The 13,531-nt window shown below is 59.5% G+C and carries 8 protein-coding genes; 5 read left to right on the plus strand and 3 right to left on the minus strand.

The window, feature by feature from the left end; all coding sequences use genetic code 11:
• Positions 1-37 precede the first annotated feature (37 nt).
• The 5 genes from ATH90_RS15960 (at position 38) to ATH90_RS15980 (ending at position 10,186) form a co-directional block, all read left to right on the plus strand.
• Entirely contained in the window at positions 38-1,144 is a 1,107-nt protein-coding gene (locus ATH90_RS15960; RefSeq protein ID WP_098466744.1) for an efflux RND transporter periplasmic adaptor subunit, read from the plus strand.
• Positions 1,145-1,146: 2 nt separating this feature from the next.
• Positions 1,147-4,230, plus strand: a complete 3,084-nt coding sequence (locus tag ATH90_RS15965; RefSeq protein WP_098466745.1) for an efflux RND transporter permease subunit — start codon at positions 1,147-1,149, stop codon at positions 4,228-4,230.
• 134 nt (positions 4,231-4,364) lie between these two features.
• Positions 4,365-9,008: an RHS repeat-associated core domain-containing protein gene (locus tag ATH90_RS15970; protein ID WP_098467687.1), complete on the plus strand. Its 4,644-nt coding sequence runs from the start codon at positions 4,365-4,367 to the stop codon at positions 9,006-9,008.
• Positions 9,005-9,325: a contact-dependent growth inhibition system immunity protein gene (locus ATH90_RS15975; RefSeq protein WP_081327125.1), complete on the plus strand. Its 321-nt coding sequence runs from the start codon at positions 9,005-9,007 to the stop codon at positions 9,323-9,325. The genes ATH90_RS15970 and ATH90_RS15975 overlap by 4 nt, the downstream gene beginning before the upstream one ends.
• 441 nt (positions 9,326-9,766) lie before the next feature.
• Positions 9,767-10,186 (plus strand): hypothetical protein, encoded by a 420-nt coding sequence (locus tag ATH90_RS15980; RefSeq protein ID WP_098466746.1) that lies wholly within the window; start codon positions 9,767-9,769, stop codon positions 10,184-10,186.
• Positions 10,187-10,433: 247 nt separating this feature from the next.
• Here ATH90_RS15980 and ATH90_RS15985 read toward each other — a convergent pair whose 3' ends face one another.
• From ATH90_RS15985 to ATH90_RS15995, 3 genes are all read right to left on the minus strand, one after another.
• Positions 10,434-11,663: a M20/M25/M40 family metallo-hydrolase gene (locus ATH90_RS15985; protein ID WP_034106428.1), complete on the minus strand. Its 1,230-nt coding sequence runs from the start codon at positions 11,661-11,663 to the stop codon at positions 10,434-10,436.
• Between the two features lie 48 nt (positions 11,664-11,711).
• Complete coding sequence (locus ATH90_RS15990; protein ID WP_034106430.1) at positions 11,712-12,770, minus strand: diguanylate cyclase; 1,059 nt, start codon at positions 12,768-12,770, stop codon at positions 11,712-11,714.
• Positions 12,771-12,852: 82 nt separating this feature from the next.
• Entirely contained in the window at positions 12,853-13,485 is a 633-nt protein-coding gene (locus ATH90_RS15995; RefSeq protein ID WP_069077586.1) for a LysE family translocator, read from the minus strand.
• Positions 13,486-13,531 lie beyond the last annotated feature (46 nt).

Here is a 13,531-nt window from a genome sequence, read left to right on the forward strand (position 1 = left end):
CATAATTTTTTGCCCAAAGGTAACCCCGGAGCCCGCCATGCACCCTCTTCCCTTGCGTCTTCTCATGCCCCTGGCCCTGTTGATCATGCTCAATGGCTGCAACGGCAAGGCCGATACGGCCGCAGAAACCCCGCTGCCGCGCCCAGTCCTTGCGGCCAAGGTCGAAGCTGCCGGCACCCAACAAAGCGCCTATACCGGCGTGGTTGCCGCGCGGACCGAAAGCGACCTGGGCTTCCGGGTCAGCGGCAAAGTCATCGAGCGTAAGGTCGATCCCGGCCAGCACGTGTCCCGGGGGGATACCCTGCTGATGCTGGACATCGGCGACTTCGAACTGGCCCTGCGCTCGGCCAGGAACCGCGTCAGCGCCGCCCAGGCGCAACTGCGCCAGCGCCGTGACGACGAAAACCGCTACCAACGCCTGGCCAACACCGGCGCCGTATCGCGGCAGATCTTCGACCAGTCGGCAACCAACCTGCGCGTCGCCGAAGCCGAGCTGGCTTCGGCACAATCCGACGCCAGCCAGATTGAAAACCGCCGCACCTACTCCGTGCTCAAGGCTGATGGCGACGGCATCATTACCGATGTGCGAGTGGACCGCGGCCAGGTGGTCGCCGAGGGGCAAATCGTCGCGCGCCTGGCCCATGACGGCGCGCGCGAAGCCATCGTCAACCTGCCGGAAAACCAGCGCGACCAGGCCTCGCAGAAAGCCCTGGCCTTCCCCTTCGGGGCCCCGGACCAGGCGGTGACCGCCACCCTGCGCGAACTGTCCGCCAGCGCCGACCCGACCACCCGCACCTACCGCGCCCGCTACGTCCTGCACGGGGCAGTCGACCGCTTTGCCCTCGGTTCCACCATCACCGTACGCCTGCAAGGCAACGGCCAGGCGCAGCAAACCCGGGTGCCCATCGGCGCCCTGCTGGATTCAGGCCAAGGTACCGGCGTCTGGCTGATCGGCGCAGATGACAAGGTCAGTTTCGCGCCAGTGAAAGTCGCCAGTCTTGGCCAGGAAGACGCCTTGCTCGACAGCGGCGTAAGCCCCGGCCAAGTCATCGTTGCCCTCGGCGCACACCTGCTGCACAGCGGTGATGGCGTGCGCCTGCTGCCCTCCCAGGTGCTGGCCCTCAACCGCAAACAGGACAACTGAGCATGCGCGGTATCAACCTTTCCGAACTGGCGGTCAAGCATCGCGCGGTCACGTTGTTCCTGATCATTGCGATCCTCGCCGCCGGGATTTTCTCGTTCGGCAAACTGGGGCGCGCCGAAGACCCGTCGTTCACCGTCAAGGTGATGACCATCACCGCCGCCTGGCCCGGCGCAACAGCCCAGGAAATGCAGGAACAGGTGGCCGATCGCCTGGAAAAGCGCCTGCAGGAACTGGACTACTACGACCGTGTCGAGACCATCGCCCAACCGGGCTTCGTATCGATGCGCATGACCTACAAGGAGTCCACGCGCCCCAGTGAAATCCAGGACCTGTTCTACCAGACCCGCAAAAAACTCAGCGATGAGGCCGCGAAACTGCCCAAGGGCGTGATCGGTCCCTTCTTCAACGATGAGTATTCCGATGTGTATTTCGCGCTGTACGCCCTGGAAGCCGAACACTTGCCCCATCGGCAACAGGTACAGATGGCCGAAGAACTGCGCCAGGGTCTCCTCAACCTGCCGGGCGTGAAGAAGGTCAACATCCTCGGCGAACAGGCACAACGCGTGTTTGTCGAGTTCTCCTATGAGCGCCTGGCGACCCTGGGCATCAAGCCGGACCAGATCTTTGCCGCCCTCGCCGCACAGAATGCCGTGGCGCCCTCGGGCTTCGTCGAGACGGCCGGGGCTCGCGCCTATATCCGCATCGACGGCGCGTTCGACAGCCTGTCACTGATTGAAAACGTACCGCTGGAAGTCAACGGCCGCGTGCTGCGCATCGCCGATGTGGCGACCGTCAGCCGTGGCTATGAAGACCCGCCCAGCTACCGCATCCGCCACCAGGGCGACCCGGCGTTGATGCTTGGCGTGATCATGGAGAAACACTGGAACGGCCTGGAACTGGACAAGAGCCTCAAGGCCCAGGAAGCGAAGATTCAGGCCGACCTGCCCCTGGGCGTGAACTTCGCCAAGGTCTCCGACCAGGCGAAAAACATCAGCCTGGCGGTGAACGAATTCATGCTGAAATTCTTCGTCGCCCTGGCTGTGGTCATGGTGATCAGCCTGTTGGCCCTGGGCTTTCGCGTCGGTTTGGTGGTGGCGGCGGCTGTGCCGCTGACCTTGTCAGTGGTGTTTGTGATCATGCTGCTCACCGGGCGCGAATTCGACCGCATTACCCTGGGCGCGCTGATCATTTCCCTGGGCTTGCTGGTGGATGACGCCATCATCGCCATCGAGATGATGGTGGTGAAGCTTGAGGAAGGCTTCGACCGGATCCACGCCGCCACCTTTGCCTGGAGCTCCACGGCGGCGCCGATGCTGACCGGTACGCTGGTGACCATCATAGGTTTCCTGCCGGTAGGGTTTGCGCGTTCCGGGGCCGGGGAATATGCCGGCAATATTTTCTGGATCGTCGGCTTTGCGCTGATTTCGTCGTGGTTGGTGGCGGTGGTCTTCACGCCGTACCTGGGTGTAAAGCTGTTGCCGCAGATCAAACCGGTGCCCGGCGGCCACGATGCGATTTACGCCGGGCGTTACTACCAGAAACTGCGCAGCCTGGTGCAAGCCTGCGTGCGGCGGCGCTGGCTGGTGACCGGGCTGGTCGTCGGCGCGTTCGTGCTGTGTGTGGCGGGCATGGGCGTGGTGAAGCAGCAGTTCTTCCCCAACTCCGACCGCTCCGAGCTGATTCTGGAGGTGTATATGCCGCCCGGCAGCGCCTTCAAAAGCACCGAGGCTGTGGCCGCGCAGCTGGAAAAAGCCCTGCTGCAAGAGCCGCAAACCACCCTGGTCGACACCTATGTGGGGGGCGGCGCACCCCGCTTTTTCCTGTCGTTGAACCCGGAACTGCCGGACCCGGCATTTGCCAAGCTGATCGTGCAGACCCCGGACTCTCATGCCCGCGACGCCTTGAAACTGCGCATGCGGGAACGGATTGCCGCGGGTGAGTTTGCCTCGGCGCGGGTGCGCGTAACCCAACTGCTGTTTGGCCCGCCCGTACCGTTCCCGGTGGTGTTCCGGGTCTCTGGACCGAACCTGGATGTGCTGCGTGGTGTGTCCGAAGACGTGCGCAAAGTCGTCGCCGCCAACAAACTGACCAAGGACGCCTTCCTCGATTGGGGCGAGCGCTCCAGCGGTTATCGGCTGGTGCTCGACCAAGACCGCCTGCGCCTGCTGGGCTTCACCCCCAACGAGGTGAAATCCCAGCTCAATGCCCTGCTCAGCGGCAACCCGATCACCGAAGTGCGTGAAGGCAACCGCACCGTCTCCGTAGTCGCCCGCGCCCAGGGGAGCCAGCGCGAGGACCTCGGCAACCTCGACAACATGACCCTCACCAACAGCGCCGGCACCTCTGTGCCGCTGGCCCAGGTCGGGCATTTCCAGGCGGTAATGGAAGAACCGATCCTCAAGCGCCGCAATCGCGCGACCACCGTGGAAGTGCGCGCCGATATCGTCGACGGCGTGCAACCGCCCGACGTGGAAATGGCCGTGTACAAAGACCTGCAGCCGCTGATCGCCAAACTGCCCGCCGGCTACCAGATCGATATTGGCGGCCCGGTCGAGGAAAGCGCCAAGGCTAACGTTGCCCTGGCCGCGCTGTTCCCGATCATGATCCTGCTGACCCTCACGGTGATCATGTTCCAAGTGCGCTCGTTCGGGGTGATGTTCATGGTCTTCGCCACTGCGCCATTGGGCTTGATCGGTGCCGTGCCGACCTTGCTGCTGTTCAACCAGCCATTTGGCTTCAACGCCATCCTGGGCCTGATCGGGATTGGTGGGATCCTGATGCGCAACACGCTGATCTTTACCGACCAGATCCGCCAGAACCAGAACCACGGCATGCCGATTCACGAGGCAATCATCGAGGCCACCGTACGGCGTGCGCGGCCGGTGATCCTGACCGCGCTGGCGGCGGCGCTGGCGTTTATTCCGCTGACGTTGTCGGTGTTCTGGTCATCCCTGGCCTACGTGCTGATCGGCGGGGTGCTGGTGGGCACGGTGCTGACGCTGTTGTTCCTGCCGGCACTGTGCAGCCTGGTGCTGGGTCGGGAGAAGACGAAAGTTGTCGAAACGTCCCACATAACGACCGGATAAGCTCTACTCCCCACCCCTGAAAAGATCTGCAAAGTCCCTCGCCTGATTACACAGTGCGAGGGATTGCAGATGGATTTTCTTGTTGTTGGAGCTGTTTCTTGAACCCGGCCATTGGCAGGCTGGCCCTGACCCCAATGGATGTGAAGACGGTCGATGTCGAGAGCGTCTTTCGCGATTTCCGGGAATGCCTGAACACGTTCGATGACTGGGCGGAAAGCTTCTGGAGCTTTTCAGCGCTGGACGTCGAGCAGGTCTTCAAGGTGGGGGACGAAGTGGCGCTGGTAGCGCCGATCAACCGCTCCCTTTTTCCGAGCAGCACCGTTGCTTCTTGCCAGGCCAATGGCACGTTGACCCTGGTGCACATGTTTCAAAGCACGCGCTTCGTACCCATCGGCAACACGCCGTTGGTGCTGCAGCGCGTCGACCCCAACGGCGGCCCACTGGGCGAGCCGATTTACAAGACCATCGGCCCGAGCGGCATTCTCGAAATCAACGAGTGTGAGCGCGACCAGCAGTACCGCGTCAGCTTCTATCCCAACGTTTCAACCGATCACGTCAAGGCGCTGTATGCGTCTTATCAAACGGTGATTGACGCGCTGGAGTTTCGCCTGCGCGAAGCGTGGGAAAGCACCTTCCAAGCGCAGTGGAAGGACTACACAGACGCCAACCCGCTTGATCAACGCAGGATGCTGGAGAAGGCGTTTCTTCTAGGGATGGGTAAGGCGCTTTACAGCCTTTGGGACAATTTCACGCAACTGTACGGCCTGCTGGCGGATATACAGACGAACAGTGAGAAGTGGCTGCAATACGTTACCCAGACCGAACTTGATGAACTGCTGACACTGGGCAAGGACGCCATTGCTCGCGGCCTGCTGGTGCTCAGCGATGAGCCGCTGGTGTTCATCTATGTGTCGGCGATATCCAGTTGGATACGGATGTTGCCGCCGCAAGAAATGAACGAGGTGATGGGGGAAATCACCGGCGATGTATTGATCGGTCTGCTGCTATTGAGGGTTGCAGGCGCCATGGGTGTGACCCTGCGCCTGGGCACTCAGGTGGTGGGGCATATCAAATCCAGCCGCGTGCGTGGATGGCTGGAGATGCTGGCCAATCAGCTCGTCGGGCCCCGGTTGGAAGCGCATGTCGAAGCGGCCAAGCCGGTGTTGCTGGGTAGCGCGGCGACGCCGATCCGGGTGATTCCAGAGGTGCCATTGAAGGTTGGGGATCAGGTGGTTTCCAACCCGGTGCCGCTGGTTCGGGACAAGGCCACGCAACGGACGGTGTTGGTGCGCCAGGAGCCTGTGGATGACGTGCCGTCTACTGCTCGCAATCCCAATGGGGATGCCGCTGCGTCGTCGGACAAAACCGCCACGAACGGTTGCCCGGTGTCGATGGTCACGGGCGAGGAACTGCTGACCCTGACCGATGGGACGCTGGACGGGATTTTGCCGTTTGAGTGGACACGCTTGTACCGCACCAGTGCAGTGGAAGTGGACTGCGGGTTGGGGTTTGGCTGGAGTCACTCGCTGGCGCATCGGCTTATGGTTGAGGGGGATTCGGTTGTATGGACCGATCATGAAAACCGCTCGACCACCCTGCCCTTGCCCACCGTTTCTCGGCCTGCAATCACCAATAGCCTGGCCGAAGCGGCGGTCTACCTGGGGACTGTGCCTGATGAACTGGTGCTGGCTCAGTCGTCACGTTTCTACCACTTTCGCGACGGTGTGCTGACAGCGATCAGCGATGCGTATGACAACCGGTTGCGCATTTGCCGGGATGTTCTGGGGCGCATTGAGCGCCTGGATAACGGTATCGGGCGCTCACTGTTTTTGCGCTATGCCTCGGGCCGGATCGTGGCGGTGGACTACCAGGTTCAACGCGTCGTGGATGAGGGTCCGTATGTGTGGGTGACGGAGCAGACCGTCGTTTCCTACGCCTATGACGACGCTGGACGACTGATTTCGGCGACCAATGCGGTCGGTGAAAGTGAGGTTTATCGGTACGACGCTCAGCACGTGATTCTTGAGCGTGGATTGGCCGGTGGGGCGAGTTTCTATTGGGAGTGGGAACGGGCTGGCAAGGCCGCGCGGTGTGTCCGGCATTGGGCGAGTTTCTCGCAGATGGACACGCGGTATGCCTGGGATGACAACGGGCAGGTCACGGTGTTTAACGCCGACGGTAGCCAGGAAGTCTACGTGCATGACCAGCGGGCGCGGCTGGTGCAGCGGGTGGATCCGGAGGGGGCCGAGCACTTCAAGTCCTACGATGACAAAGGCCGGCTGACGGTTGAGCAGGATCCTCTCGGTGCGATCACGGCGTATCAATACGACGAAGCGGGACGCCTGGTGGCGTTGTTTCCGGGAGATGACGAGCCGACGACCTACGAGCATGACAACGGATTCGTACGGGTTGTGCGGCGTGGTGAAGCAGTCTGGAAATACGAGCGGAATGACCAGGGCGATGTTACGCGTAGGACCGATCCTGACGGCAACGCTACTGACTACAGCTACAACCAATATGGGCAGCTGGTTGGCGTTTGGTACCCGGATCACAGTTGTCAGCGCCTGGTGTGGAATGAACGCGGGCAGTTGCTTGAGGAGCAGTTGCCCAATGGTGGAATCAAGCGCTATCGCTATGACGATCTCGGCCGACAAGTTGCGCGTGAGGATGAGCATGGTGCGCTGACCCAACATCAGTGGGACAGCGTGGGTCGGTTGATCCGCGTGGTGCTACCGGGCGGTGCGTGCAGGGAATACAGCTACAACGCTTACGGAAAAATCACTTCCGAACGCGATGAACTGGGGAACGTCACCCGCTACGAATACGCCGACGGCCTGCACCTGATCAGCCGCCGCATCGACGCCGATGGCAGCCAGGTCAAGTACCGCTACGACAACGTTCGGCTGCTACTGACCGAGATCGAGAATGAAGTCGGCGAGACCTACAAACTCGCTTACCACCCTAATGGCCTGATCCAGCAGGAAACCGGGTTTGACGGCCAGCGCACCGCTTACGTCTACGACCTCAACGGCAATCTGCAGGAAAAGACTGAACACGGTGATGACGGCAGTCGGCTGGTTACTCGCTATGAGCGCGACCCTGCCGGTCGACTCGTAAGAAAAACCCTGCCCGATGGTGGTGCCGTCGACTATGCCTACGATCGCCAGGGCAACCTCCTAAGCGTCGACGACGGCCACTGGGCTTTGGTCTATGAATACGACGTCCAAAATCGCCTCACCGCCGAACACCAAGGCTGGGGCACCCTGCGCTACGGCTACGACGCCTGCGGCCACCTTCATAACCTGCGCCTGCCGGACAACAACCGCCTCACCTTCAACCACGCCAAAGGCGGTCACCTCGCCACCGTCGAACTGAACGGCGAAACCCTGACCTCTCATCTCTACAAAGCCGGCCAGGAGCACCAACGCCAACAAGGCCAATTGATCAGCCACTACCACTATGACGACCAGCAGCGCCTGCACGCTCACGCCGTCACCCAGCAGGCATACACCCTTTATCAACGCCAGTACGACTACGACAAATCCAGCAACCTCACCCGCCTGCTCGACACCCGCAAAGGTGAACACCGCTACCACTACGACCCACTAAGCCGCCTCACCCGCGCCGACCACACCCAAGACGAGCAAGAACGCTTCGGCCATGACCCGGCCGGCAACCTGCTCATGCAAGACCGCCCCGGCCCCGATATCGTCGCCGGCAATCGCCTGATGATCCAGGGTGACCACCATTACGACTACGACGCCTACGGCAACCTGATCCGTGAGCGACGCGGCAAAGGCCACACCCTCGTCACCGAATACCGCTACGACTGCCAGCATCGCCTGATTGGTATTAAGACGCCCAATGGCCAAACCGCCAGCTACCGCTACGACCCCTTTGGCCGCCGCATCAGCAAAACCGTCGATGGGATTACGACCGAGTTCTTCTGGCAAGGCGACACACTCATCGCCGAACACCACGCGAACCGCCACCGCAGCTACCTCTACGAACCCAACACCTTCCGCCCGCTGGCGCTGCTGGAAGGCTTCGGCCCAAAGGAAACCAAGGCCTACCACTACCAACTCGACCACCTTGGCACCCCGCAGGAACTCACCGCTCCGGATGGCGAGATCGTCTGGTCCGCGCATTACCGTGCTTACGGCGAAATCACCCGACTCGACATAGGAAAAGTCGACAACCCCCTGCGCTTCCAGGGCCAATATTTCGATCAAGAAAGCGGGCTGCACTACAACCGCCATCGCTACTACAATCCGGATGTTGGTCGCTACCTGACGCCGGACCCGGTGAAGTTGGCGGGTGGGATCAATGCGTACCTGTACGTGCCTAATCCGACAGGATGGATAGATCCGTTAGGACTGAGCTGCAAGATTGGAAATTGCCCTGGCAGCGTATTAGACACACATGAAAAAGCAGGTGGACACCTAATTAAAAAGCATGTTGCCCAGACGCGACCACAACTGACTGCAAGGCTCAATTTGGAACCACATATTCCTGCAGCGTCCACATTCAAAAATCAAGAGGAAGCGGAAGCCCTAGTATCTAAGAGCCTAAACACTCACCGGCATGAAATTTTAAAATTCTTAGAGGGCAAAAAGGACAAATACACAATCTACGATAGCTCTAGCCAAGCCGTTGGCGTGAGTATTATTAGAGGTACTGAAACCCCCATACCCGTCTACAATTTCATTCTTGTTCTGAAAAGAAAACCTAAGATGCCGGATGGCTATCTATTACTCACGGGATACCCAGAAAAATGAACATTCCATTGACAGAGCTGCAACAATTTCTCGGCGCTTACTTTAACCAGGACTGGTCAGCGGAATACTCATCCGCTGACGAGGCGATTGATTCGTTCCTACTTGACTCACCAAGAGACATAATAATTACTGTAAGAAAAGAAATTTTAGATTTAATTAAAACCTACACAGATGAGCCTACCTTTCAAAGTAATTTACTTCACGAGCAGCATTGTTATTACTACTACCCAAATCAATGGGATTCAGGACAATCATGGCTGAATCACATTATTGTGAAATTCGATGAGTACTTGGTCAAACCAGAAAACCCTGTTTAAGAACAACCCTGTGGCGAGCAGGTTTGCCCTGCACTGGAGCGCGCAGCGACCCCACTGCAGGCAGTGAGTTTTTTCAGGTAAAGCCGCATTTATCTGTTTTGGGGCTGCTGTGCAGCCCAAAGCAGGGCAACCCTGCTCACCACAAAAGGGTGTCCATCAGCGAAAAATCACCACTTCGAAAGCTCCATAATCATCCGGCTAAGCAGATAAACCCGCGGCGCCACACTTCACGCGAAGCGCTTGGACTAGCTCCATTCAACGGGATGGACCATAGTAAAAATCCGATATTCAAACTGGAATTACCCGGAGCAGGACGAAGCTACAGACCAAACAAAAACGACCCAAACAATCCAACTTTCAACCCTTCAATGAATGGTGCAGAAATGAAGTTTCGTGAAGACGGCACGCCTTTTACTCTATTCCCCATTAAGGAGTGAAAAAATGCTATTTCACCCTTCTTCCGAGCACATACCTTTCGACGCCAGCTTGAGTTATTTCGTGGGCATTTTTGACATTTATGATAGGGAGGAAACCAAGGGAAAAGCGCTTGCCCGTTTCAACCCTAACGAAAATAGAGACAGAGAAGCTCTCATACTTGAATACTGCCTAGACCCCTTCAACAAGCTTTCCTATCGCCACAGATATAAACTAATAGAGAATTTACTTAACGCGCTAAACACTGAGGCGTTTAACTTCCACTCTTACCTTGAAGACGATCCAGAGTCGTATTCAAAAATGGCCTGGGACGAAACAGAAATAACCGACCCCCGAGGCTTCTTCGCCGAGATCTATCGGCTAGCCAACGAGGTCTGGAAAGAAGACCTCCAAAAAGCCAGCCTCGAAGACCAGTCAACTTGGTAACACAAACGCTGCCCTCCCAAGCAACCCGCCCCTGTGGATAGCGAGCTTGCTCGCGTTGGGCGGCGCAGCGGCCCCATTCGGGGCAGTGGGTATTTTCAGGTAAATCAGGACTGTCTGTTTTAGGGCTGCTGCGCAGCCCAACGCAGGGCAAGCCTAGTCGCCATAAAAACCTGCCCACCACGACAAAACGCTCACTCGACAGAATGAGGGGCTCCCCCAAACGCACTGGATGAGCCCCCCACGCCCATCACCGCTTCGAAAGCTCCATAATCATCCGGCTAAGCAGATAAACCCGCGGCGCCACACTCTCCACCTCCGCATACTCCTCCGGGGTGTGAATATTCCCGCCGACAATCCCAAAACCATCCAACGTCGGCGTCCCTACCCCAGCCGACAAACTTGCGTCCGCCGCGCCACCGCTGCCCTCGATCGTCAGCGTCTTGCCCAACTCCCCATAGATGCCCTGGGCGATCGCAACCAACTTGTCCGACTCTGGCGTCTGCGGCATCGGTGGCAACCCACGCTGCAAGCTGGTCTTCACTTCGGTTTCAGGGATCAGCTTGTTCGCTGACACGCGGGCCAGGTCTTTCTCGATGCGATCAAACTCCTCTGGCAACGCCGCGCGCACGTCCGCCTTGGCCGTGGCCTGGTCGGGGATGACGTTGGTGCGGTCGCCGGCCTTGATGACGGTGAAGTTGATGGTGGTTTTCTTTTCCTCGTCGCCCAGTTTGCCCAATTGCAGGATCTGGTGCGCCGCTTCCATGGCGGCGTTGCGGCCGAGCTCCGGGGCGACGCCGGCGTGGGCCGCCTTGCCTTTGACTTCAACCACGGCGGTGGCGCTGCCTTTGCGCCAGACCACCAGGCCATCGGCTGGGCGGCCGGGTTCGAGGTTGAGGGTGACGTCGTGGGCCTTGGCGGTTTGGCGGATCAGCTCGGAGGCAGCGTCGGAGCCGGTTTCTTCGCTCGCGTCGAGCAGGAAGGTGATCTGCGCGTAGTCCTTGAAACCCTGGTCCTTGAGGACTTTGAGCGCGTAGATGCCGGCGACGATGCCACCCTTGTCATCCATCACGCCAGGACCATAGGCGCGGCCGTCCTTGATATGGAACGGACGCTCGGCGGCCGAGCCTTCCTTGAAGACGGTGTCCATGTGGGCCATCAGCAGGATCTTGGCCTTGCCGGTGCCTTTGAGGGTGGCAACCACGTGACTGTTGTTGGCCGCTTTATCCGGCACCAGCTCAATAGAGAAACCCAGCTGTTTCAGCTCATCCACAGCAATGTCGCGCACTTGCGTCAGGCCCGGCTCATAGCCTGAACCCGAGTCGATGTTCACCAGGCGCTCCAGCAATTTCAGGGCGTCGGCCTTGTACTGCTCGGCGTGTGCCTGGATCTGTTTATGGGGTTCGGCGCTGTAGGCCGGCACGCTGACGGACAAGGCCAGGGTGGCAGCCAGGAGGGTACGGGAGAAGTTGAAGAGCATGAACCGATCCTTGATTGTTGTTGGAGGGTGCCGCCACACCCTACCCCACTAGACCGATCGCAACCAACTCCCCTGTACGGAACTGACGCGGTTTCGCCCGCTGCTCTTGGCTTCGTACAACGCTTGGTCAGCGTCATTCAACCAGCTAGTCGAATCTGCATGGTTCGGCTGATACGGCGCCAGGCCGATACTCAAGCTGACGCGCAGGGTCGGGTCCTGGGCGTAGGCCAGGGCGTTGAAGCGGTTGCGCAACGCATCCATGACTTCGGTGGCACGGTTAAGGTCCATGTCCGGCAGGATCACGCAGAACTCGTCGCCACCGTAACGCCCGGCCAGGTCGGTGGCGCGCAGGTTCTGGCGAAGTACTTTGCCCAGTTGGCGCAGGACAATATCGCCGGTGACATGCCCGTAGGTGTCGTTGATGACCTTGAAGTGATCGATGTCGATCAGCGCGATGGCGGCGCCTGCCGAACCGCGGCGGCAGCGTTGGAATTCGAGCTCCAGGTGGTCTTTCCAGGCACCGTGGTTGAGCAGCCCGGACAGGCTGTCGGTGCGGCTCAGGGCCAATAGCTCGCGTTTGTGGCGTGCCAGGGTTACCGCCTGGCGGTAGCAGATCCAGCCCAAGGCCAACGGATACAGCATCAGGATAGGCAGGCAGGCGTAGAGCTGCACCTGGGTAGTCACCGCAATAAAGGCCGGGGCAAACATCCACAACGACGTGCCGATACCCAGTGCCTGCGCCACCCATCCCGCCAGCATGAAACGGGGACCGCCAATGGCGACGTTGTTCATGGTCATCATCGACAAGGTGGTCACGCTGGGCAGCGGGTTGAGGTGCATGGCGCCAACCCAGAACCCACCGCAGAACGAGTCGAACAACAGGTTGCGCCGTTCGCTGCGCAGGGCGTTGGCGCTGCGCAAGGACAGTTGAAACGCCACGTGCGGCCACACAAACGCGTTGATCAGCATCCACGCCCACACCCACCAGGCGGGGTCCAGAGGGTACATCCCGAACACCACGCAAACAAATCCGAGCGTCAACCCGAGCGTACGGGATTTGTACAGCCGTGAAGCGAGCGGAAGTCCGTTTCCTTCTGCAGCTGACATGGTGGGGTGAGATCCTGAGTGAATGCCTGGAGTCTATCAGGGGACCGGCAATTCGCCACTACCACTCATAAGCTTGAGGCCCTCAGTGAGCAAAGCCTCGCGCCAGCATCAGCGCCACGCCCAGTAGCATCACGGCGGTGATGCGCTGCAGCAATACGCGGCGCTGAGGGTTTTGCAACACCTGCTTGATACGCTGGCCAAAGTAGCAATACAGGCAGCCGCTGACGAATTGCAGCAACAAAAACGTCAGCCCGAGGATCGCAATATCCACTGTCGAACGGTGCTCCCCGGTCCCGGCAAACTGAGGGAATACCGCGCTGAACATGATGATGGTCTTGGGGTTGGAAAACCCGGTCAGCAGCCCCTTGCGAAACAGGCTGCGCGCGGCTTCCACATGACCAATCCGCTCGATCACCACACCGTTGCTGGTCCACTGCTTATAGGCGAGGTGAAGGATGTAGGCCACGCCGATCACCTGGATTGCCTGGGTGATGGACGGGTTGCCCTTGATCAATTCAGAAAAGCCCACCGCAAAAACCAGGATCGAAATCAGGTACGACACACTGGCCCCGATCTGCGCCGGGATCGAACTGCGCAAGCCGTCGCGCAGGCCCAGGCTCAAGAGCAGCAGGGTCATGGGGCCGGGACTGAAGGTCATGGTGGCGCAAAACAGCAGGAAGTAGAAAAACGAAGAGAGGGTTAACGCGCTTGTCATAGCCGGGGACCTGGAAAAGAGAGCGGGCAGTCTAGGCAGCTGGCAT

Origin of the sequence: Pseudomonas lurida (genome assembly GCF_002563895.1) — a bacterium.
Lineage (GTDB): Bacteria > Pseudomonadota > Gammaproteobacteria > Pseudomonadales > Pseudomonadaceae > Aquipseudomonas > Aquipseudomonas lurida.